This is a genomic window from Haloquadratum walsbyi C23 (assembly GCF_000237865.1).
Taxonomy (GTDB): domain Archaea; phylum Halobacteriota; class Halobacteria; order Halobacteriales; family Haloferacaceae; genus Haloquadratum; species Haloquadratum walsbyi.
This window is the reverse complement of the sequence record NC_017459.1, coordinates 2,954,339-2,977,941: the sequence shown is the minus strand read 5'-3', so window position 1 is coordinate 2,977,941 and position 23,603 is coordinate 2,954,339. Positions and strand designations below refer to the sequence as shown.

22 protein-coding genes are annotated in these 23,603 nt (G+C 47.0%); 7 read left to right on the top strand and 15 right to left on the bottom strand.

Annotated elements, in window-relative coordinates; genetic code table 11:
- Positions 1–356 precede the first annotated feature (356 nt).
- The 7 genes from HQRW_RS13425 to hemL all read right to left on the bottom strand — a co-directional run bounded on the left by HQRW_RS13425 (position 357) and on the right by hemL (position 8,539).
- Positions 357–1,514: an inorganic phosphate transporter gene (locus tag HQRW_RS13425; protein ID WP_011572646.1), complete on the bottom strand. Its 1,158-nt coding sequence runs from the start codon at positions 1,512–1,514 to the stop codon at positions 357–359.
- A 341-nt stretch (positions 1,515–1,855) separates the two neighbouring features.
- Positions 1,856–3,154, bottom strand: a complete 1,299-nt coding sequence (locus HQRW_RS13420) for an O-acetylhomoserine aminocarboxypropyltransferase/cysteine synthase family protein (protein ID WP_014557012.1) — start codon at positions 3,152–3,154, stop codon at positions 1,856–1,858.
- A gap of 303 nt (positions 3,155–3,457) precedes the next feature.
- Positions 3,458–3,850 carry a hypothetical protein gene (locus tag HQRW_RS13415; protein ID WP_231852355.1) on the bottom strand — a complete coding sequence of 131 codons (393 nt, stop codon included), beginning with the start codon at positions 3,848–3,850 and terminating at the stop codon, positions 3,458–3,460.
- 100 nt (positions 3,851–3,950) lie between these two features.
- The gene (locus tag HQRW_RS13410) at positions 3,951–4,805 is read right to left on the bottom strand and encodes a uroporphyrinogen-III synthase (protein WP_014557010.1); all 855 of its coding nucleotides are present in this window, start codon (positions 4,803–4,805) and stop codon (positions 3,951–3,953) included.
- On the bottom strand, positions 4,805–5,617 hold the full coding sequence (cobA, locus tag HQRW_RS13405) for a uroporphyrinogen-III C-methyltransferase (protein ID WP_014557009.1): 813 nt from the start codon (positions 5,615–5,617) through the stop codon (positions 4,805–4,807). Before cobA ends, HQRW_RS13410 begins: the two co-directional genes overlap by 1 nt.
- Before the next feature lie 6 nt (positions 5,618–5,623).
- Positions 5,624–6,808 (bottom strand): hydroxymethylbilane synthase, encoded by a 1,185-nt coding sequence (hemC, locus tag HQRW_RS13400; RefSeq protein ID WP_014557008.1) that lies wholly within the window; start codon positions 6,806–6,808, stop codon positions 5,624–5,626.
- A 390-nt stretch (positions 6,809–7,198) separates the two neighbouring features.
- Positions 7,199–8,539 (bottom strand): glutamate-1-semialdehyde 2,1-aminomutase, encoded by a 1,341-nt coding sequence (gene hemL, locus HQRW_RS13395; protein WP_011572639.1) that lies wholly within the window; start codon positions 8,537–8,539, stop codon positions 7,199–7,201.
- 281 nt (positions 8,540–8,820) lie between these two features.
- On the opposite strand from hemL, the gene HQRW_RS13390 reads away from it, so the two are divergent.
- Positions 8,821–9,009, top strand: a complete 189-nt coding sequence (locus HQRW_RS13390; RefSeq protein WP_011572638.1) for a hypothetical protein — start codon at positions 8,821–8,823, stop codon at positions 9,007–9,009.
- A gap of 173 nt (positions 9,010–9,182) precedes the next feature.
- On the opposite strand, the gene HQRW_RS13385 is transcribed toward HQRW_RS13390, so the two are convergent.
- From HQRW_RS13385 to hemB, 3 genes are all read right to left on the bottom strand, one after another.
- A complete protein-coding gene (locus tag HQRW_RS13385) occupies positions 9,183–9,545 on the bottom strand; it encodes a P-II family nitrogen regulator (protein WP_011572637.1) in 363 nt (120 codons plus the stop codon).
- Positions 9,538–10,950 (bottom strand): ammonium transporter, encoded by a 1,413-nt coding sequence (locus HQRW_RS13380; RefSeq protein WP_011572636.1) that lies wholly within the window; start codon positions 10,948–10,950, stop codon positions 9,538–9,540. The genes HQRW_RS13385 and HQRW_RS13380 overlap by 8 nt, the downstream gene beginning before the upstream one ends.
- A 286-nt stretch (positions 10,951–11,236) precedes the next feature.
- Complete coding sequence (hemB, locus tag HQRW_RS13375) at positions 11,237–12,217, bottom strand: porphobilinogen synthase (RefSeq protein WP_049892357.1); 981 nt, start codon at positions 12,215–12,217, stop codon at positions 11,237–11,239.
- Positions 12,218–12,333: 116 nt separating this feature from the next.
- Between hemB and HQRW_RS13370 the strand changes: the two genes are divergently transcribed.
- Both HQRW_RS13370 and HQRW_RS13365 read left to right on the top strand, forming a co-directional pair.
- Entirely contained in the window at positions 12,334–12,852 is a 519-nt protein-coding gene (locus HQRW_RS13370; RefSeq protein ID WP_011572634.1) for a DedA family protein, read from the top strand.
- A gap of 310 nt (positions 12,853–13,162) precedes the next feature.
- Complete coding sequence (locus HQRW_RS13365; RefSeq protein ID WP_014555843.1) at positions 13,163–14,047, top strand: IS1595-like element ISHwa6 family transposase; 885 nt, start codon at positions 13,163–13,165, stop codon at positions 14,045–14,047.
- A gap of 542 nt (positions 14,048–14,589) precedes the next feature.
- Here HQRW_RS13365 and HQRW_RS15960 read toward each other — a convergent pair.
- Together HQRW_RS15960 and HQRW_RS13360 are read right to left on the bottom strand one after the other, a co-directional pair.
- The gene (locus HQRW_RS15960; protein WP_014557006.1) at positions 14,590–14,754 is read right to left on the bottom strand and encodes a DUF6757 family protein; all 165 of its coding nucleotides are present in this window, start codon (positions 14,752–14,754) and stop codon (positions 14,590–14,592) included.
- Between the two features lie 112 nt (positions 14,755–14,866).
- Positions 14,867–15,682 (bottom strand): PHP domain-containing protein, encoded by an 816-nt coding sequence (locus HQRW_RS13360; protein ID WP_014557005.1) that lies wholly within the window; start codon positions 15,680–15,682, stop codon positions 14,867–14,869.
- Between the two features lie 135 nt (positions 15,683–15,817).
- Between HQRW_RS13360 and HQRW_RS13355 the strand changes: the two genes are divergently transcribed.
- Positions 15,818–16,102 carry a DUF5789 family protein gene (locus tag HQRW_RS13355; protein ID WP_014557004.1) on the top strand — a complete coding sequence of 95 codons (285 nt, stop codon included), beginning with the start codon at positions 15,818–15,820 and terminating at the stop codon, positions 16,100–16,102.
- Between the two features lie 65 nt (positions 16,103–16,167).
- On the opposite strand, the gene HQRW_RS13350 is transcribed toward HQRW_RS13355, so the two are convergent.
- Together HQRW_RS13350 and HQRW_RS13345 are read right to left on the bottom strand one after the other, a co-directional pair.
- The gene (locus HQRW_RS13350) at positions 16,168–17,163 is read right to left on the bottom strand and encodes a DUF5784 family protein (RefSeq protein ID WP_014557003.1); all 996 of its coding nucleotides are present in this window, start codon (positions 17,161–17,163) and stop codon (positions 16,168–16,170) included.
- Positions 17,164–17,627: 464 nt separating this feature from the next.
- Positions 17,628–18,365 (bottom strand): DUF7530 family protein, encoded by a 738-nt coding sequence (locus HQRW_RS13345; protein WP_014557002.1) that lies wholly within the window; start codon positions 18,363–18,365, stop codon positions 17,628–17,630.
- A gap of 398 nt (positions 18,366–18,763) precedes the next feature.
- Between HQRW_RS13345 and HQRW_RS13340 the strand changes: the two genes are divergently transcribed.
- From HQRW_RS13340 to HQRW_RS15215, 3 genes are all read left to right on the top strand, one after another.
- The gene (locus HQRW_RS13340; protein WP_011572629.1) at positions 18,764–18,967 is read left to right on the top strand and encodes a DUF7561 family protein; all 204 of its coding nucleotides are present in this window, start codon (positions 18,764–18,766) and stop codon (positions 18,965–18,967) included.
- Positions 18,968–19,025: 58 nt separating this feature from the next.
- A complete protein-coding gene (locus HQRW_RS13335) occupies positions 19,026–20,822 on the top strand; it encodes a helicase C-terminal domain-containing protein (protein WP_014557001.1) in 1,797 nt (598 codons plus the stop codon).
- Positions 20,823–21,317: 495 nt separating this feature from the next.
- On the top strand, positions 21,318–21,494 hold the full coding sequence (locus tag HQRW_RS15215) for a DUF7317 family protein (RefSeq protein WP_014557000.1): 177 nt from the start codon (positions 21,318–21,320) through the stop codon (positions 21,492–21,494).
- 659 nt (positions 21,495–22,153) lie between these two features.
- Here the strand turns inward: HQRW_RS15215 and HQRW_RS13330 are convergent.
- Positions 22,154–23,299 carry a 60S ribosomal export protein NMD3 gene (locus tag HQRW_RS13330; protein WP_014556999.1) on the bottom strand — a complete coding sequence of 382 codons (1,146 nt, stop codon included), beginning with the start codon at positions 23,297–23,299 and terminating at the stop codon, positions 22,154–22,156.
- Positions 23,300–23,603: the final 304 nt, after the last annotated feature.

Genomic DNA, 23,603 nt, shown 5'->3' with positions numbered 1-23,603 from the left:
GTACGCGCTATTCTTATTTTTTGCCCGTAATCAACAGACAACATAGAGATTGAGCTATTTTAAAATATTGTATTGACACAAATGCTCACTTCTGTTTTCATATCTGATTCATCAGTTTGGGTACTATCTCATAATCATCTTTCATATTCAGACATATCTCTTCAAAAATAACAGAAATTCCACATTTAAATAGCTATGATATACCCTGTGTATGTGTTCGTAATATAGAATAAATCGCGAGGACTCATAATATAACCAACTGATACTGAATCATAATCCACACGCAGTCTTATCTGAGTGCTGAGTCCTATCTTTAATCACCGAGAGAATCCCGCCGTTTACCGCGGGCAAGGATGTCATAATGGCATGAAGCTGAATAATGCATACGATGCAGCCGCTGACACTGATGGCGTCAAAAGCCAAAAGAAAATCACACGACCGGTTGTTCCAGGATCAAATAATGTTTGATTAGTGAGTTCTTGAGATGATTCCTCACCTACGTCTGGAACGCTTGTGTCAGTCTCAGCAGTCAATGCGTTTACCGACATCTCTGGCTTTTCTCCACCGATTGCATCTCCAATTGTGACTGTCCGCGTTGCTCGACCCCATCCAAGCCCAACAATACACATTGTCGCTGAGACTGCCAGACTCGCCGGAATACCCAATATTGAAAGGATGGCGATAACCGATGCAGAAACAGTTTCGACAACAAGCGCAGCTAAAATCGGTAGTTCGGTGAGATCATTACCAACTGTATCAAGCGTTCGACGTGCAATCGTAAATGCTCCGAATCCAATTGCTCCGGTGGCTAGGATGATTCCGATATTCATCGACACTGACCCATTCCCAACAAGCGGTGCAACAGCATTTGCTGCATTTGATGCACCTGCAGAATATGCCATATAGCATGCAATAATGATGACTAAACAAACACTGCCAAGCTCTCGATTCGAGGTGTTCGGTCCTCGACGAATCCATGGGATAGACCCACTGCGGTCAAGAGTAATAAGGGGTCCTGGCGAGCGATTAAGTTTGAGCCGCGCATCAAGATATGGATAGAGATATCGCCCAACGACTGCACATATCCAAAATGCAAGCACCGGTGCAACAATCCACCATGAAACAATCTCAAGCATCACCGCTTCGTTGAGCGTTCCTGAGGCAACGCCAAGTCCAGCGATTGCGCCGACGGCGGTCATTGATGTTGATGCGGGAACCCCAAATGTATTCGAAATGAGTAGTGCTATTCCGACAAAGAATAACACAGCAACACTCGCTGCAAGCGTGAACTGACTCCGTGGAACAATCTGTCCGCCCATTGTTTCGATTACTTCTCGACCAGCCGTCCATGCACCGATAAGTGCAAATGTTGTCATCAATCCGGCTGCAAAGAGCTTTGAGACAAGTCCACTACCTACTGCAGGACCAAATGCAACTCCTGTTGAAGACCCACCAATATTAAATCCTACAAAGACTGCAACGCCGACCCCAATAAAGAGCAATACTTCGACCACAGTCAGCGATCTAATGAATTAATTGTGAACATACTATATCTATGCGCTGTCCCGTTGCAATAGTTGATGCATTGATTCTGCCCCAGTATAGTCTCAATCATTGTTCAGATCAATATACTATACTCTCTCTCCTGAAGCTACCGATGCGATCAATCTCTATTTTTATTTTATATAAATATATTATATTAAGACTGCGTCACCAGAGCAATCACACTCGCATACACTGTTTTGAATCTCGGCTGCGTTCTATTCGCCTCTTTATCCCATGCGCTAAGAGCAAGTATATGAGTAGAGATTTTGGCTTTGCCTTTTCGATACAGTCGCATAATGCCTACTGACGCTCACGCGGTTGCAGTATCAATTGCTTGTGTAAGGTCAGCAATAATATCATCAACATTTTCAATCCCAACAGAAAGTCGGACCATATCAGGCGTCACTCCAGCAGCCTCCTGTTCAGATTCAGTTAATTGTTGATGTGTCGTTGATGCGGGATGAATCACGAGTGTTTTTGCATCACCAACATTTGCAAGCAGTGACGCGAGTTCAACATTATTGACAGTATCTCGTGCAGCCTCATATCCAGCATCAAGTCCAAATGTAATCATCCCACCATACCCACCCTCAAGATATGATGTTGCTTCTGCATGCGTCTCATGATCTGTAAGACCTGGATAGTTAACCCATGAAACTGCTTCATGTGAATCAAGAAACTCTGCAACAGCCATTGCGTTTGTGCAGTGCTGCTCCATCCGCATCGGTAGTGATTCTAGTTTCTCAAGTGTGTTCCATGCGTCAAATGGTGACTGTGCATTCCCAAGATCTCGAAGTCCACGGGCAATCGCGGCGTATGTCAGTGCGGCATCACCGAATCGTTCTGCAAAATTCACACCGTGATATGCAGGATTTGATGCACCAATCTCGGGGTATTTCTCTGGATGTTCACCCCACGGGAACGACCCACCATCGATGAGTACACCGCCGACTGTCGTTCCTGCTCCATGTATCCACTTTGTCGTTGAGTCCCAAACAAGGTCAGCACCATGTTCGATTGGGCGACACAGTGCAGGTGTTGCGAACGTATTATCAACAAACAATGGTGTGTCATGCTCATGAGCAATATCAGCAATTCGTTCAATATCTGGTGTCACAAGCGCTGGATTCCCGATCGTTTCAATGTGAACGTATGCGGTATCATCATCAATTGCCTCAGCATACTCATCATACGCAAGTGTGTCGACAAACCGGGTCGAGACACCACGTCGCTCAACGGTATGCGTGAAGTATGTATATGTTCCGCCGTACAGCGACGATGCGGTCACAATATTATCTCCAGCCGATGCAAGAAGAAATGTCGCGAGATCAAGCGCAGCCATTCCCGATGCGGTTGCAGCCGCACCAATACCACCCTCCAATGACGCCAGTCGCTCCTGCAAGGTCGCGACTGTTGGATTCATTAATCTCGAGTAAATGTACCCCTCTTTCTCTAATGCAAACTGCTGTGCAGCGTCATCGGCGTCGTCAAAAACGTATGAGGTCGTCTGGTATAATGGCGGTGCTCGAGCACCAGTCGTTGGGTCAGGCTCCTGCCCAGCGTGTAATGTTCGCGTTTCAAATCCAGGCTCTGATTCATTATCTGACATACAATAATAATTACCTAGCAGCCATCTATTTATGTTGCCGTATGCAATTCCCGCCCCTATCTCTCATACGTATTATCTGTCCTTTGCTATGGTATATCTAATTAACAGGTCAACGACCCCATCCTACTCACTCACCTACGGTTCGACCCTCGAGGAAGGAGACTCCACCTCGAAAATGTTGAATAAGTGTCGAGCGATTCATCCTCACTTTACCTGCTTACCCTAACCGGGTTCGCCTCTTGAGGGAAAGGGGGCTTCTTTTTCATCCTGCTAATATTTCGTAAACCCTAAATCAAAGCACTTTCACCCATCATGGTTTTGAAGACCGTTAAGCGATGTTCCACTGAGCATAGCAATAACTCCAATCACACCAAGCGGTACTAATGCACGTGGCGGGGGTGTGAGTGAGGATGTTGGATACAATGCAAGTCCAGTTAGCGATATGATACAAACACCTGTCCCTGCAGAGACGGCTATTGCCCGCCCTCGTCCAGTCAATAACGAGACTCCTGCGATTGCCAGCATACTACCAACACTAACGTTTAGTGCAATTACAGTATCTCCATTGCCCCACTCAATTATCCCAATACTGACCATATCAAGTATTCCACCTGCTGAAATACTCGAGAAACCAATCGACATCGCGACTATAATCCCACCAATAACAATGCTCACAATGCCGACTGTGACACTCACGGGTCGATACGGGCTATTCATGTGTTACGTTGATGATTGGACTAGTATCGGTATCAGTATTCACGCTCTGCATACACATGATACATTTGGACGGAATAATTCAGACTTGCCTATCATCGTAGCTCTCGACAGACTCCGTTTTATTATCTGCAACGTCTGTCTCATCGGTATCTGATGACAACTGTCTTGTTTGAAGCTCATTCACGACAGCCTCAACAAGATGCTCGAATGTTGCATCTGCTGGCGTTACATCGACCCGAACTCCATGTGCTTGGGCTGTTTCTCGAGTCGGCTCCCCGATTGTCCCAACAACAGCATTATTAAGGCCTATAATCGCTTCTTCACGGAGTTCTCTGTTTGCGGCAGCCGAGAGAAAGTGTTCAACTGTCAGCGATGATGTAAAACAAACTGCATCCAATTCATTACCAGCAGCCATCACCGTCGATTGTCCGGTCCCATCGGGTCGCACAAGTTCATAAAGGACCGTCTCCGTGACAGCCGCTCCGGCTGCATCTAATCCATCAATGAGTGTCTCACTTCCGTGATCGCTTCGTGCGATAATAACTGACCGGTCTGTTACTTGATCTGCGAGTGCATCAACTAACCCTTGCGAGGAATATTCTGTTGGGATTATATCCACAGTCCATCCAGCATCACGGGCTGCAGCGGCGGTCCGTGGTCCAATGCATGCCAGTGTTGCCACGGTGGGATTCCACCCAGCGTCTGCGAGAATCTCAACACCAGTTTTACTGGTCAACACAACAAATGGCGATGCGTCTGATACGGTGTCTATCTCGGGGATTGTGCCGGTCGGCTCAACCGATAACATCGGGTCCGGAATGGGTGTGATTCCATACTCTTCAAGTAGCTCAACCGCAGTGACCATACGTTCATCATTAGGCCGAAATACGCCGACCTGCGGGGATCGTCTCCAGTCTATCTTGTTATTTACCATTATGAATCCTCATCAGTATTGATCTGTTCAAAATAATGCTGTGGCGTCTGTTCTAACCAGTGCGAAACGTGTTCGCGTGTTGTGGCTACCTCACCGATGATGGTAATCGCCGGTGGTTCAATCCCAACTTCATCGCGGACATTTACTGCTGTTTCAAGTGTCCCTACCGCTACTTGCATCGATGGTCGTGTTGCTTGCTCAATAAGTGCAATTGGTGTCTCTGGATCCATTCCAGCGTCCTGTAATTCGGCAGCATATGCCGGAAGCTTTCCAACGCCCATCAAGACAACAATTGTTCCACCAGTCGCTGCAAGTGCTCCCCAGTCAATAGCGGACTCATCCTTTGTGGGATCTTCATGACCCGTAACAAACGAGACTGATGATGCATACTCACGATGTGTTACTGGAATTCCAGCAACTCCTGGACCACCAATAGCAGATGTGATCCCCGGAACGATTTCAAATGGAATGTCCGAAGCAGCAAGATGCTCTATCTCTTCACCACCTCGACCAAAAACAAATGGATCACCACCCTTCAATCGCACAACGGTTTTCCCAGCTTCCGCAAGTTCGACTAATCGATGGTTTGTATACTCTTGTGACGTTCGTTCACCACCAGCACGCTTGCCAACATCTTCCCGCTTCGATTCAGGAATTGACTCAATAATTGCTGGTCCAGGGAGCTTGTCGTGTAATACGATATCCGCGGTTTCAATCAGTTCTGTTGCTTTCACTGTCAGTAATGACGGATCTCCCGGACCACTTCCAACTAGATAGACAGTACCAGTGTCAGTATCAATCTCATCACTCATGTGATCTCACTCTCCCGTTGATTCCGTATTGCTACTCTCATCTGCAGCAACCCGTGCAGCAGCAATCAGTTCATCAGCACCGCGATCTGCAAGTTTGTTAGCGAATTGAGCGGCTGCATCTGCATGAGCATCAACTGGAAGGTTACGACTCCCATCAACGGTTTCTGTCCCGTCACTTGCGAAGACTTGTGCAGCTACATGGACGTATTCACCTTGTAGCGTTGCATGAACACCAATTGGTGCAATACATCCACCTCCTAATTCAGCCAGCACTGTTCGTTCAACGGTTGTCTCGACACGTGTTCGTGGGTGATCAATTGCTTCTCGAATCTGTGCTGTTGCATTTGCTTCTCCTTGTGTGGTAATGGCAATTGCGCCCTGCCCTGGCGCTGGCACAAAGGTTGTTGTATCAAGTTGGACATACTCAATATGATGTATAAGCCCTGATCGCTGTAGTCCGGCTTCTGCGAGAACAATCGCATCATATTCTGTTTCGACCGATCGTTCGAGCGCTCGTCGCTCAATTTCAGAGAGTTCATTGAACCACTCCTCAATTGATTGTTCAAACTCAGGAAGCTCTTTATCCGTTTCATCTCTATCTATATCTTCATCGTCACTCCCTGCGTTTTCTGTATTGGTTATCTCACCCTGCTCAGCCTCAATACGCTGTTCATGCTCAGTCTGTAGCGATGGTGCGAGTAGCTTTTCAATTCGTGTGTCAATATTCCCCCGCAGTGGTTCAACGGTAATATCCGTACGTTGATCAAGCAACTGCGCTTGTCGACGAAGTGATGATGTTCCAATCGTAGCCCCACTCGGTAAATCAGACAATCTCTGCCCATCAGTCGTAATCAAGAGGTCACCTGGTGGTGCTCGTTGTGGAATACCAGCAACAACAAGATCATCTGGACTGTCCGTTGGCATATCCTTCATTGAGTGAACTGCAGCATCAGCCTCAGCCGTGGGATCAAGGACCTTCTTATCAAGTGCACGGACGAACGCACCTGTTTTGCCAAGTTGATGTATTAATTCATCTTGAATTTGATCACCGCGCGTTTCGACTTCAATGAGGTCAACCTCATAGCGCTCATCTGTGAGCGCCTCTTGAACGCTCGTCGCTTGTTTGAGCGCGAGATCAGACCCCCGTGTCGCGAGTGTTAATGTCCCGCGAGTGCGACTACGAGTGGTCATTTTCTATGCAACAATCGTCGGTCACGGGTGAAAAGGACACCACTTCGCTACACCGCTATGTCTGTGATGAATGAGCTGATTCTGTTAGAAGCCTCTTGTGACCACGGTGAGATTGACACAAACTGTTCACTGTATATAATATACGGAAAATGAATACAGTAAAAAAACCGACTGCGTGATGCAACTACTGAAACAGGCTATGTACAACTCAACTGTGCTCCTGCGTGACATCCTTGCCCACGGTGAATGGCGGGATTCTCTCCTCATTGAATATAAGCGGTCCGAAATAACGGTTTAAGATCGATCTCCAGAATATATCATACTGGTATAACCACATCACAGTTGAGTAATGGTAACCATGTGTCATGTGTGGTCTTATGATTCAGAAAGCTATAGTGCTGATTTATACGCTTCCAATGTTCGGTCAATATCCTCATCGGTGTGTGCGTATGAGACAAACTGTGATTCAAACTGATTTGCAGTGAGGAAAATGTTGTGATCGCGCATTTCCTGCCAGAAAATTCGTTCCCACCGTTCAGTCTCAGCGCTACTGACATCCGCACCTGTTTTTGGACAGTCATCATACCGCATACATGATTCACGTTGTTCACATCCAGCAGAACAGACATCTCCATCATCTGTTGTCGAACCTTCTCTTTCAAACACAGTTTTGAACATTGAATCTAGCCCGACAACAATTGCTGACGGTGATTGGTCTGTTGCAATATCGGTAATTCCCCCCCGAAGCCGCTCCCCAAGTCGGTTGACGTGATCATAGACATCATTTTCAGCAGCATATTTTAATGACTCATATCCTGCTGCCATCGTTACTGGGTGCCCTGAGAACGTTCCAGACTGGAATACATCTCCAGAGGGAGTGAAATGTTCAATAATGTCTGCACGCCCACCAATTGCGCCAACAGGAAACCCACCACCGATGATCTTTCCAAAGGTCGTCACATCCGGAGTCACTCCAAATTTTGATTGTGCACATCCGAGTCCGCCAACACGGAATCCAGTAATCACCTCATCAAAAATTAAAAGTGAATTATGTTCGGTGGTGAGTGATCGAAGATGCTCAAGATAGCCATCGACCGGACGGACAATGCCATTATTGGCGAGAATTGGCTCGGTAAGCACGGCAGCAATGTCCTCACCATGTGTCTCAAAGACAGTTGTAATCGCTTCTAAATCATTAAACGGAACTGGAAGTGTATGCTTGGCAAATGAACTCGGAATTCCTGGCGTGCTTGGCTCGACATGCATCGGGTCACCCTCGACAAGCGTTGATTCTTGTGCACCATGGTAGCCACCCTTCATCACAACAATCTTATCGCGACCGGTGTATCCTCGTGCAAGTCGAACGGCTGAGACCGTTGCCTCCGTTCCTGAATTAACAAACCGTATCATTTCGACAGACGGCACATGCCGAGCAACAAACTCAGCATGTTCGACCTCGATTGGTGTTGGGGCACCATACATTGGTCCTTCAGACGTATATGACTGAATTGCTGCATTGACTGGCTCTGGGAGGTCATGCCCATACAATAATGGTCCATAACCCATCACATAGTCAAGATAGCGGGTCCCGTCAGCGTCGATAACGGTGGCTCCGTCACCACGCTCAATAAAAAACGGATATGGCTGCGTCGCCCGCACAGATGAATTAACGCCACCAGGCATCACTGATAACGCCCGGTCATACAGTGCCCGAGATTCCTCGTCAGTCATGTAGATAAATTTGGCTGTACGCGCAAAAATCTTCACTGTTTGGCTTTCTCTTCTGGTCAAATACTGTATATTAGTTATATTAAATTGTTAACTGGTATCATAGCACTTGATGCAGGTGCGTATGCAGATTATATCATAAAGATTTATTATATATAATGATAAGTAATATTGTATGATGAAATACACTGTACCTATACACAGATAATACAACTCTCCAAATAATTTGACAGCCGATATATCAGGAACAATCACTCAGACTCCGTTTCGACTATAACCACTCAATGACGACTCAAACACCAACACCAACACCAACGCAATCGACGACAGAACAACTCTATCAGCCAATAGCAATTGACTCAGCGGAATCAATACCATCATCAGACACCCCACAGTCAAGCCAGTATATAGAGATGTTTTCAGCGCCTACACCACTCGCTCCAGAACATGGACCTCAGCCGACATCTCGTTGATACTTTCTTGGGATAATATTCATGTCATGCTACGGTGGCGAGAAATACACATACACTCAATAGACAAATGTACCAATCGCTATCAGATATGATGTTCGTGATTTGACGCCAGAATACAATCGATCTATGATTTTATGCTGCAAATACACAACGGCGAACGAATGCTGAAGAGTTTAGACCGCGTCTGGTCCCGTCTTCCCAGTTCGGATCTGCGTTGCTGCTTCAACGGGAAGTACGAAAACCTTCCCATCGCCTGGTTCACCAGTATGTGCACCTGATTCAATCGCACTGACGACATCCTCAGCAGGAATATCAGCAACGACACATTCGACCTTAACCTTCTCATGTAGGTCAACGGTATATTCTTCACCGCGGTATTGACTCTTCTTCGCTGGTTGTGATCCACGACCGGAAACATTTGTTACAGTCAGCGAGGGAGCACCAGTCTCAGCAAGTGCCTTCTTTACATCCGTTAGTTTATCTGGTCGAATATACGCCATTACCAGCTGAATTTCGCCTGTATTGTTCTTACTCATCGTTATTCACCGAGTTTGAATCTGAACGTGTTTCTGAATCAACATCAACGCCACCATCAGTCTCTACTCCAGACCCGTCAGTCGCAACACCTTCACGACGCTCGCTTGGGACAAATTCTGGGTAGACTGAAATACCATGTTCGCTCTCGTCGAGTCCTTGCTCTTCGTCTTTTTCTGAAACGCGAAGCCCAAAGAGTGCATTTGCAATCCCAAAGACTGCAATCGTCGCAAATACGGTCCACGTTCCAATAACTAACACACCGACAACCTGCATAATCAACTGGTTGACGCCAAGGAATGCATATCCTCCAGTGGCTGTCACACCAAAAACAGGGATCAAGATAGTACCAATGGCACCTGCACTTCCATGAACCACGAACACACCACAGACATCATCGATCTTGAGTGAGTCAACAACCCATCGGAAGGTTGGAAGCACCAATGCACCAGCAATCAGACCGAGGATGAGACCACCCCACCACGTAACGTGTGGCACTGCACCAGTAACTGCTACAAGACCTGCAAGCAAACCATTAGCCGCCCAGAGTGGATCAGGCTTTCCTTGCCAGCTTGCAGAAACAATCATCGCTGCGACTGCACCTCCACCCATGCCAAGGGTGGTATTTAACACGACCTGTCCAAGTGCGCCACCGTTGAAGCTTAATGCCCCATCGGCAGCAGCGAGGACAGTCGCCTGTGTACCGACATTAAATCCGTACCATCCGAACGCCAAGAATAACGTCCCAAGTACAGCCAAAAGCATTGAATGACCGGGGATCGGTTGTGAGTTACCGTTCGAATCAAACCGAGTTTTACGCGGTCCAACCATTTTTGCCCCAACAAGCCCAGCGAGCCCGCCAACCATATGAACGACAGTCGCACCAGCGAAGTCAAGATATCCGACACCGAGTGCAAGTCCAATGAACCCATCAGCTGAGAGCAAGCCACCAGCCCAAGTGAGTCCTGTCACGACTGGATAAATAACTGATGTCATTGCTGCGGCAACGAAAACATACGCAGTGAAATTCATTCGACCGGCTACTGCGCCGGAAACGATTGTTGCGGCTGTCATCGCGAAGACTGCACCAAAGAACCATCCAATGTATGATGATGGATCGTTGATGTATGCGAATGCACTTCCAAGATCAAGTGCTGTACCAGGAGCGGTCAGCATTCCGATAATCGAACTTACACCAGCACCGACGATGAAAAAGACAAGAACGCCAAGCGTCCAATCAGTCATATTCTTCATCAAGACATTGCCGACGTTCTTTGCTCGAACCTGCCCGGCTTCTAATAACGCAAATCCAGGCTGCATGAAGAAGATTAAGAAACAGACAACAAGAATCCAGACATTGTTTACACCACTTGCGATTGCCCCTGCATCAATCTGTAGTGGGATCATTTCTCACCTGCCATTTGAATCGCACATTTGTTTATCAATACATCACGACAACCGCGATTTGTATTATGTATCACAACAGATAGTCTGGTAACAGAACCATATAAATCCTGTAGTTTAAAAACCAATATAATACTTATTGCGATTAACAAGCGTTCAATCTAGGGGGGAATATAACGTGTATAAGGATATAATCTGTCCAAAATAACCCCGGTTGTCAACAAAAATATGGACATATGTTTTGATACTATTCTGCCATATCTATCATATACGCTGGCGCGCTATCAATTCAGAGTTGATTTGCAAGCTTTTCAGCGAAATATGTAATAATCAAATCAGCCCCGGCTCGCTTCATTGCAATAAGTGATTCAACTGCTGTCGCTTCCAAATCGACCCATCCGCGATCAGCGGCAGCATGAACCATCGCATATTCTCCAGACACATTGTATGCTGCGACTGGTCTGTCGAAATTCGACGATACAGTGTTGACAATATCGAGATATGCAAGTGCCGGTTTAACCATTAACACATCAGCCCCCGCTTCAACATCAAGTCGAACCTCCCGCTTTGCCTCTTGACTGTTCGCTGGATCCATTTGGTAATGTCGTCGGTCACCAAATGCCGGTGCGCCGTCGGCTGCATCACGGAATGGACCATAAAATGCACTTTCGTACTTTGCAGCATACGACATGATTGGGATATCTGTATGTCCTGTCTCATCTAACGCAGTTCGGATCGCAGTTATCATTCCATCAGTCATTGAACTTGGTGCGACCATTTCTGCCCCTGCCTCGACATGCGAAACAGCCGTCTTTGTCAATAATTCAAGTGTTTTGTCATTTTTTACTGTCAGTGTTGGGTCCGTCGCCGCATCAGATTCGACAACGCCACAATGACCATGTGTTGTATACTCGCACAAGCAAACATCAGTAATGACGTACGCATCTGTCTCAGCCGTTATGCGACGGACAGCCTGCTGGACAACACCATCACTTGCCCATGCACGTGACCCGCGTTCATCTTTTTCAGCCGGAATTCCAAATACCATGACCGCCTCAACACCGGTTTCACGAATCTCTTCAACGCGTGTCACCGCATCTTCAATTGGAACGCGCTCGTGTCCCGGCATCGACTCGATTGGTGTTCGTGTTGTTGTCGTTGCATCGATAAAAACGGGTGCAACAAGATCTTGAGCAGTTACGCTGGTTTCACTGACGAGTGATCGAATCCCGTCCCGGCGTAGCCGCCGTGGGCGGTCAGTCAACTCAATATTCATATGTGACATCCTATCTGAAGCAAAAAAGCCGCATCGTTCTCACTGTTATGCGAGCTACTTCCGAATTCATAGCGAAACGAGTTTGTGGCTTTCCACAATAATTTGAATTGATGTTAGTATTCCCGCTGCAACTTGAGTCAATGCCCCCACAATTGGTGGCACTTCTTGAGTCAGAGTGGGCTTATATTGCCCTCTTTGGTATATTCATACTTGAGGGGGCGATGTTGATGTACTTCATGCCAAGTGAGTTTATTGTCCCTGGATCGTTATTATTGCTTGGTGATGATGCTGTTATCCCCATTATTGGGGTTGCAGTGGCTGGTGCAACAATTGGTCAATATGTATTATTTAAACTCGCACAGCATGGAGGTCGTGAGTATCTTCTCCAGAAATCGTGGTTTCGGATCAAGCCATCCAAACTTGAACGATTCGATGGGTGGTTTGAACGCTGGGGTCCCTTTATTATTCCTCTTAGCAACGCATTATTATTCACACGTGGGATGCTCACCGTTCCTGCAGGATTTGCTGAGATGAATGATCGCCAATTTATTACATTATCCGCAATCGGAACCGTTGTTTTTGAATGTGCTCTTGCTGGGTTGTTTTTACTCTCAGGTCGGTTATTATAGATGGTACAGGCGCAATACCACGCCTGCTCACGGCGTGGATACGCGCCGTCATACTGTAGTTTTCAACCGGTTTTGCTGTACAACGGCGCATTGGCTCTGACCCCGATGCAGCCGAGTGCCCGAAAAGTGGCGATTCGAGTGAGAGTGTCCGCCCACGCTGGAAACAGGGTGCCCCATGTGGGAATCAAACAGCCATTGGGCTCTCGTCACCAATACAAGTACGCTCTTCTGAAGCAGATTGTTGGTCGGGTAAAGCTATCGCCGTGAAAGCGTAGCGGGCAAGAGTGACGCGACGCGTCACCTGAACGCAATGTTCCCATTTGAATTGCTGAGCTCAGAGGCGAGCGCCGCGAACCTGCTGGAGCAGGTTCGCTGGCGAGAGGGCCTCTGTTGCCCGCGCTGCCAGTCTGAGTCGGTAATCAAACACGGCAGCTATCGAGAGTATCAACGGTACCTGTGTAAGGATTGCGACCGCACGTTCAACGACAAAACCGGCACGATTTTTGCGCACGCGAAGATCGGCCTCGATAAGCTGTTGTTCGCGTTCTACTCGTTCCTCCGGTTCAACACGAGTATCCGCCAGTTAGACGCTGAAATTGACGTTTCGTATCGCTCGCTTCACCGGCGCGTCGAGCAGTTCGCCAGAACGCTCGACGCGCCAACAATCGATCTCGTTGGACCGGTCGAGATCGACGAGTTCTATGTCTCTGCTGGGAAGAAAGGTCGCGAGCGCGATCGAGAGTCGCGCTCGCGTGCCCTCTCGAAACGCGGACGAGGAACGTATGAGGGTGATAAACCGCCAGTGTTCACGCTCGTTGATCGGGGCAGCGGTCAGCGATACGTCGTCCCAGCGAAATCCGCCGATGAAACGACCGTGCGACTCCTTCTCGACAACCACGAGAAGGAGTCGCTGAGCATCTATACTGACGGATTTCGTGCCTACGATCCACTCGACAATGATGAGAGCTTCCACCGAGAATCAGTAATTCACGGTGACGGCGAGTACGTTGATGGAGACGCACATGTGAACACGTGCGAGAGCCACGCGTCGCTGGCGCGACGGTGGCTCTCGCCGCATCGAGGCGTCTCAAAGGACAAACTGACAGCATATCTCAGGCCGTTCCAACTTCGGCGACGAATCCTCCGCAAACCGGGACAAGAAGCACTGAAACAGATTATCCGAGAAGTTCTCTGACTCACCAACAATGTACTTCACAAGAGCGTACAAGTAACTCCGAGTCCGGTGACAGTGACAATGATCGAAACTCCTGTGGCACAACCAACACAGGGACTTCGCCTCAGGTGAGGAGAGGAGCATTGGGGGCTGAGATGTAGCACTCCCTGGAGATTGCGCAGTGACCGGTCACACACCGATTCCAACGGTGGACTGACTTGGTATTAGTATTGGGAGTCTGCAAACCCAAACTCAAACCCAAACCTGACACCCCCAACTCAGCGAAGCGGTGCGGTGCCGTGATCCCTCCTGCCTTCAGACGGAGGAGAATGTCAATACTGGTATCCAATAGGTCTTGAGTGCTGATCGAAGATATAACCATTAAATTGAATTGACTATCAAAAAATCAACTCGTGTGATATGAGAAATCATTCGTTTTTTGATTTCGCAGGATAATATGTGGATTTGCCGCAAGAGATACAAAATGTATAATGAAACATTACGAGTGCGCTTCAATAATTCAATATATATTTGATATGCTTCCCTGCGCGATTTTAGTGATACTATTCGGTTCGGTCGATGTCAATCTGTTCTCGAAGGGCAGCTAGTTCCTCGGAATCTGCGAGTTCTTCAACTCGCTGCCGGAAGTGCCGTTCACAGAGACCGACCTTGATTCCATCCTTCTCAGCGGCGTATGCCGCCTCTTGGTCGCAATAGTGGCACTTCATTACCATATGTATTTTAGCCCTCTTACTCTTTAAGCCTACTGTCAGACATTGCCTGATAAAGGCTAAGTGCCCTTTCGATAAGTAACAAATTGAAACCGTGAGTGATAATAACCTATGATACCCGTGTCGCAAACGGTTCAAAATCAGCCGGTGGTGGTCCGGTGATACCGACGGTTCGGTTGTGTGCATCCGATCCACCAATAAGAAGTAAATCAGCATTTGTTGCAACGTCTTCAATGACTACTGGGTCAGCGCGGTCAGCATTCTGACCACTGTATGGATAATATCGTTCAACAGCATCTAATTTCTCTGCTCGTTTAAGCGCCGCTGCCGGGTCTGGATACCGAAACGGATGCGCAAGCCCGATGACTGAACATGCATCAGCAAGCACTCCTGCCCCTGTGTCGAATGATGGGATATCGCGCTGGATATAACAGGGATTCTCCGATCCAATCACCTCGCTGAAAGCATCAGAATAATCATATGGTGCGTCACTTTCATCAATCGCCCGTGCGATATCAGGGCGACCCAACCCTTTACGAATATCAATATCAAGGCTAATATCAAGATATGACTCGACAGCATCAACCATTGCAGCACCACGCTTTTTTCGATTTTGTTGAATTGAGGTTGTGAGCTCAATGAGTGAGTCAGTCCGCCTAACAGCATACCCAAGCAGATCTAATCGTTGATCACCAGCGCTAACTCGAAGCTCGATTCCACGGATAATCGTCACAGCACCCTTTGTTGACACGGGAGTAGCAAGTTCAGGATGAATCCGATCATGATCCGTGACGGCAACAGTATCAATGCCTGCTTTATCTGCAACTTCTGGGAGCTCATCGATTGTTAATAGCCCATCCGAGGCGGTTGTATGTATATGGAGGTCTGCAGATGGGGCATCCGTCTCCGCACTGTTAGTTGTCACACATGCAATAGATGCGGACAAGTAATACCCTTTCTGTCTATTCTAGACCACATTAATGATAATTAAGGTCTCTATAGAGTCTATATTTTATCATTGAAAACCATTAAGAACCTTGGGTAAAATATGATATATACAATGAGATTGAATCATGCGGATGACCTGATTAACCGACATGAGTTCCCAGCGACGACTGAAGATATCGTTGAAGCACATGGTGAGGAAACAATTGAACTTCCAAATGGGACTACACAACTTGGCGAGGTGCTAACCCGTGCTGGGTCAGAGACATATACATGTGCAAGCGATGTCCAATCAGCACTCTTTTGCGGACTTGGGTCTGAAGCAATCGGTCGCCGATATTACAGTGACCGTGATGCATATACAACTGGTGAAGACGGACCGCAACAGGTATCATTCTGATTCTTACTGTCTGATCTATATGATACTAACCAAGTCCTAAGCAGAAATATACTACAGTCTCTTTATTACCCAATGTCTGATAGTATAAGCGGGACATCTCCTTTCATATATCCCGAGACATGACCCGATGGTCGGAGTCGATACACTACCGCTGGTTGATGATGGACAGATGGTTTTTCTGCAATGATCCGTTGCCACTCATCATCCGGAAATGATGAACAATCGACAAACAATACAACATCTCCACCGTGAGATTTCAGTTGACCTCTTGATTTTGTCTGCGCTGTATCCCGTACGGCCGCGATTGGCGTACCTGCTGTCCGCTTTGCTGTCGGTGTTGGTCTTGTCACCTCAACAAGAGTCGCCATTTCATCAGTTTCTGCCCGATAATCAATTGCATGTCCAGTCGATACAGTTATCTCAGGTTCGATGTCGTATCCAGCATTATCTAATAAATATGCAACATTGAATTCGCCCATTGCTGCAGTCATTCGAGTTAGATCAAGATATTCAGATGTTCCCAACTTTCCAGCCATCACTTCTCGCCATTGATCAAGCACACGCGTTCGGACGACCGCTTCATAGAACTCTAAGACATTTTCGCGCGCTGCATCGGGAAACCCTGCCGCATGTTTCTTGAAGAATGTTCGCGTTGTCTCACGACCATCTTTCGAGAGAAACACTGGAAGAAAAAACCATGACAGGTGTGGATATGGTTCGAGCCATGGACTTTCGACATGTAGCTGCGCAGTTAATTCTCGGGTTGCCCACCGGGAAATAGCATTATCAACAGCGCCGAATCCATGTTTATCAGTCCGCCAGAGTGCTTTTGGTGTTTCTGTATTCCCAAGCCAGTAGGCTTCTGTATCATTCCATGCAAATAACGCAATGTCGCCATTGCTCATCTCAAACCGGTCTCCGGTGTATGTCGGTGGTGATTTAAACCACGGTTGACGCCGTGTTGCCCCAAGATTCTGATCAAGATCGCGATAGAGTTTCTCCTCTACCTGGCTGTTATTCCATTTCCAAGGGGCATGTCGAAAGCGAAGCGGGCGTGCCACATGCTTAATATTACGCGGACACAATTATTCATATCGCCTATTTTGTCATTGTCTGTGTCTATGAGGTCGCTATCTAGCGCTATTCTCCAGCGCAGTGCCACGCTACTCCGATATATTGCTAAATAAGAAGTATCTGCGTCAAAAGATCCTATTCTGAATGGTGTGTTCGTTGGGCTGACAGTCCCCCCATTCTTCCACCGAACGGCTAGCCAGTATGAATTTGATGGGTTGTCCGCAGTCCCAGGCAGGTGAAGTAACGATTGTGACTGCTAGTGCTGGCGATATTGAGCCTCAATTAATCGCGATTTCGACGCTCCTGGTTAACTATGAATAGTGTTTAAACATTGTTTCACCTGAACACGCAGATTATCATCATCATAGTCAGCAACAAATAGTATGTAGTAAGTTAATATATTGATGCTTGTAGGCTCACTGTATAGACGTTGGAGAAGACGTCAATTCGATCAGGCTGTTGATACATCTATTTCATCAAGTGTTACCAGTGCAGCAAGAGAGACACCGATAACAGCAATCACATGACCTCCTACAGCAGTGAGCAGTACCGGTCGGTCAATCACAAACGGAACCATTGCAACCTGTGTTAGTCCAAATCCAGCGTTGAGTGCATCAAGGCGACGCAGTTTACCCACAGTTTCGGAGTCAAATTCATATCGCCAGGATCGCCAGAGAGCAACAACAGCAGCCCACCATGAAGTTCCAATCCGGTAACAAAGATCCCAGAGAATCAATAAGGTGAGATACACAACAAGAATTGGCGGATTTTCTCCAAGAAAAGACTCAATAATTGTCATTCCAGTCCCTCGAGGATCAAAAACAAATAGATGTGTAACAAGCGCAACAAACGCTAATACGCCGAGGACTACCTCAATACTCGATCCAAACAGAAACTGCCGATATGACTGCGGAAGGTCAAGCTCACGTGTTCCACGACCAAGTCGCTGCATTGCACCACTCCCGACAGCTGCTTCAAAAACCGCCACAGTTCCTGGTAGAATAGCTGATTCAATACCATATCCAATTGAGAGCACAATTACTGCAACTTCGAATAATCCAAGTTGTAGTGCAATTGCCTCAGTGTCGGATAGTTCAATTCCTGGTAACGCTCCAATGATACTCTCATATACCCATGTGTCGCCGTATGGGCTCGACTCTGTCCCTGCATGAGCGCTTGATCGAGCCATCAGCGTGCTGCCCAGTTACCGGCAATCTGAGTGACTCCCCTTTGCTGCATCTGAGCCTGAGCCTGATCTACCCCCTTATTTCGGGCTAGTTGCGCGTTTGAGCTGTGATTGTAATCATGACTCTGCTGAGTTGATGCATGTGCATAATTACGCATGAATATGAGCACGGATGCGAACCGGATAGCGCGTGGATGTGTCGTAAAACTAGTTGAAAACGGTGATAAGTGATATTTGGATATCCACGCCCCCACACACGCACTCTGCGTGGTGCGAATGTGTGTAGATGCCGTGACCGGCAAACAAGGGTGCATATTATACGCTGCAGTCCCACCGTGTTAATGATTCTTGATTTGGATTCTCACCGGAGGCGGTTTATTGATTGCACCGATAATCGTAATATGGCAACTCAGTCGTGCGAGACGTGTGGACGACCTGTCCGTATTGCTGGTGGGATTGGTGATCTGTGGTCATTTGAGACTGACCCGACTGGTGGAATGACAATTGAACTCGATGATGGCGGCGAATTCTTTCTTTGTCATGACTGTATCGGACAACTCCCAAGTGACCGAGTCGTAACAAGCGATGACATCAATAAACTATGACTGACTCAGATTAATATCTGTTTAGAAGACTTTTATACACTAATAACGGAACACATCTGTGGATCCGGATCGAATCCGAGAATCGTTCCCAGCTTCTTCATTCCGCGGTATGCAAGCGGAAGCAATCAGCGATATTCGTGATGCTTTCGCTGCAGGAAATAGTGTTGTCCTTGTACGTGCACCCACAGGTAGCGGCAAGTCGCTTTTAGCACGAGCGATCGCCGGTGGTGCACGCACAGTGACTGATGCTAAACCTTCTGATGCAATTAATTCGTACTATACCACCCCGCAAGTATCACAACTTGATGATGTTGCTGCTGACCCATTATTGGATGATCTAAATATCATCCGGGGAAAATCGAATTATACATGCATCTTAAACGGAGAAACCGAGACGCCTGTTGATCGTGCTCCGTGCGCTCGTGAGAAAGGATATGACTGTTCGGTTCGACATCGCTGCCCATACTTCTCTGACCGAGCAATCGCCTCAAATCGCCGAATCGCTGCCATGACTCTTGCATATTTTATGCAGACAGCAGGCTCAGATGTCTTCAGGCGGCGTGATGTTGTTGTTATCGACGAAGCACACGGATTACCTGAGTGGGCAGAAATGTATGCAACAGTCAATCTTCAGTCTAACACAATTCCAATCTGGGATGAAATAACTGTCCCTGACCTCACAGCCGAATCAGATCCACTTGACCGGACGATTCGATTCGCCGAAACGGTCATTGAGGCATGTAAACGCGCTATTGATCCATTAATCAATCGTGATGAACTGACCCCGACTGAGGCCGCCCATCGTGATCGACTACAAGAGATCCGCTCAGAATTACAATGGTTTATTTCCGATGCACGCGACCCACAAAGTCCAACAACGTGGGTTATTGATCAAGATGATACCAACAATGACGTCGCAATCAAACCACTTGATCCCGCTCGGTATCTTTCACATACTGTCTGGAATCGAGGGAATAAATTTGCATTATTATCTGCGACGATCTTGAATAAAAACGCATTCTGTCGCGGTGTTGGGCTTGACCCTGCTGAGGTCGCACTTGTTGATGTCGATCATACATTTCCCGTCGCAAATCGACCACTATATGATGTCACGTGTGGTAAAATGACATATAATGAGCGCGATGAGACACTCCCGGCGGTTACTCGCATGCTTATACGACTGATGGCAGCACATCCAGATGAGAAGGGACTCATCCATTGTCATTCATACGCGATACAATCGTCACTTCGCCGTCGTCTTGCAGAGTTAGGAGTTGAATCACGAATTCAAACACATGATACCACTGACCGAGATGAATCGCTCCAAGCGTGGCTTAGCACCGACAGTCCAGATATATTCCTCTCTGTGACGATGGAGGAAGCACTTGACCTGCAGGGAGATCTTTGTCGTTGGCAGGTGATCTGTAAAGCGCCGTATCTCAATACAACCGACTCGCGTGTAAGTCGCCGACTTTCAGACGGAAAGTGGTCGTGGTACCGACGCGTGGCACTTCAGACAGTTATCCAAGCGTGTGGTCGCATTGTTCGTTCACCAGATGACTATGGAAGCACTTATCTTGCTGATTCGTCCCTACTGAACTTATTCAATAACGCGCGAAATGAAATGCCAGCGTGGTTTCGTGAGCAGGTTGACCGTATTTCAACACCGACATTACCCACATTCGAGGAAGCAATAAATACTGTCGGGCGTGCATCCACAGCGGGAGTTAGGTCACCGTCGACGTCGACAGCCCAATCAGATGACCATTCAAAACATGCAAATTCAAATAATAAGACGAATTCTGAAGATCGTCGTTCTACTCACCCGCTGAGTGATGTTTGGGGAGAAAACTGACATTTCTCTTGTATTGAGCAGACATGTATACTATCTTTATTTATTCACAGAACCAATGCTGCCCCATATGCGACAGAGGAGCCGATCATTAATACAACCAGTAACAGTGCGAGTATTTGTTGCCGATCCATATCGTATGCCAGTATAATTTGCAACAGACTTGAGGATAACTACTGCGATGATCATCGGTAAATCATAATTATACTTTATTCCTACAGATAGCAAGGCGAGTGCCTCGGGGTTTCCCCGAGGTACTTTAGGTGAAATCATCTCGAGCAGTCCTCTTTTAGCGCTTGTATAAACGAGTCTGATCCGTACTCGTAGTTCACTCTGTATTTGCTCCAATTATGTGCATATTTATAACTAAATATATACGGTATAAATCAGAAATATTATATGCGTTTGTTTAATTTTGATTCTTTTTGATTAGTTAATGGTAGCCTTTCTCACGAAATAGTTAATATACATCAAGTTATAAATTTAAATGAAAGCGTAATGTACACCCATAGACTAATGACGGCACTAACACTGTATCAGAGCGGAACATTGACCCTATCACAAGCAGCTTCACACGCAGGTCAGTCCCAAGATACATTCATCACAACGCTTCAGCGACGCGGAATTCCGATTAGAGAACATATCAACCTACCACAGCAGTATCACGCTGGTTAATTCACCTTCTATCTTGAAACTACGCTAAAAAGTGAACTTCCCCGAGCTACTCAGTTGTCGGAGACCGGTTCTATGACGGCGGAGTTTCCACCGAAGGTTGATTCAAATTCCGATCGTGTTCCAAGTTGGAGAGAATTATTCGCTGTGGGGATCCACAGCCCTCACTAGACTTTCTTTATTAAACATCTTGATTGAGAGGTTGAGCTTACATGTTCGAACTGTGGCGAAACGACAAAAACGGAAACGGATATTATTGCCGTCTGCTCTATCGGTTTGAATGATTTCCACATTAGACAATCAAAGCATGTCAGACCACAAAATCAATATTACTGTTATGATTGTCGGGCGTATCCCTTGCTACTCGTTCGTTTCACTCACTCTTTGAGGAAGTGGTGTTACCATCGACTATAATAAAATGTTCTTAAGTGCTGATAATTGCGGATCTGAATTTAATGGACTCAATGTCTTTGAGGTGGAGTCCCCTTCATTAAGAAGTAATTCATAAGCGAGTGGGTGGGGAGGGGTCATTGACCAAGCACTTAATCAGAGCCAGTGTAATTCTCAGCAGTAATGTTGGTATGAGTATGTGACTTCTCCCACGATTGAAGTCGTGAGCTTTCTCCTCGATTCCGTGTAATTCGTGAACAATAGTAGATCGATCACTGAGGATCTGTTGACTTAGTCTTATTATTTATTTTTACCACTGATGTTGGAAGCACATACAGCCCTTGATGGCTCTTAATGACTGGAACAGTCGCTGCATCAGGGTCAACATATGACGGTCGGGCGACTGTCTTTGATTCATATGTTTCTGGATCAAGCACCTGCATCGCATATGTGTCTTCGAACGCGACCACTGTTGTTTCGGTAGCATCATCAACCGTTCCAATATGCTCTGCATCCGGTGCGATACCATCTTCAAATGACGCCTCATATGAATCTCCTGTTGTTGCTCGGACACCCTTCAGATTTCCCTGTACACTTCGGACAACGACCGGACCCTCCTCATCAGCAGGTTCAATTACGTCTCCAGGGGTAAATTCTGGCAGTCGAACTGCATATGTCACCCGATAAACTTCATTTCCATCTCCATCTTCAGTCACAAGCGTTGGATACTCTGATACATTCCCTCCAAGCTCACGGACAATCTGTGCTGCAACACCGCTGCCTAATTGATTGGTTGATATTTTGATATCCGTCCCATCATCCGTCGTTGTTATTTCCGAGATGAACGCATCTCGGTCGCCAGTTGCCTCACGATCTGCAATATATGATTCAGCGATTTCGACACCGCGCTGCTGTTCAGTTGCTGTTGGTGTTCGTTCACGTGCACGTACTTGCACGATGCTTGCATAATACCCACCAGCGATCCGTCCACATCGCTGACAAGTTTGCCGAGAGATAAGGACAGGAACTGTAATACGCTCTTGTTGATGCGTTCCGCGGACAACTCCGCTAAATGTACAATGCATTCGAATTGTATTTTCATCAACTTGCTCGGGTTCGACACCCCACTGGATTTCTTCAGCGGAGAGATGTACACCAAGTGATTCGGTTATTCGGTCGATTGCAACCTCAGTGTAATCATCCGCATCAACGTCAACCCACTGACTCCCATCTTTGACTGCACCACATCTCGCACATACTTGCACTTCAAGCCGCTCAGGTGCGTCAATTAATTCGAAGTCCGCAAAATAACAATCATTACAGAGGACAGCATCACGCTCATGCGGAGCACCTGGACGTGATGACGGCTGCTTGGAAATAACATCACCACATCGCGGGCAGAATTCTCCAGAACTCATTGATATATATAATCTATCAATGCGGTTAATCATTATCAGTCTGCACGATATCTTATGAGTATCAATAAATTAATTGACATTCTCCCGGCGCTAAAGCGCGAGGATTCCTCGAAGGGGGTATTCAGGTTGCGCGTTTCCTCGGGGTTCAAATACGCTTTCGCGTGACCCGTCGAAGATTGCCACCGAGTTGTGACCAGCGGTGTGCGTTCCAGCGCGTGTAGTCCTATCAATGGGACCTTCCTCCCCGCATACAACGGGCGTCAAAGACGGCTGGCTATTCAACCAGCGAGGTAGCACGGTTCGC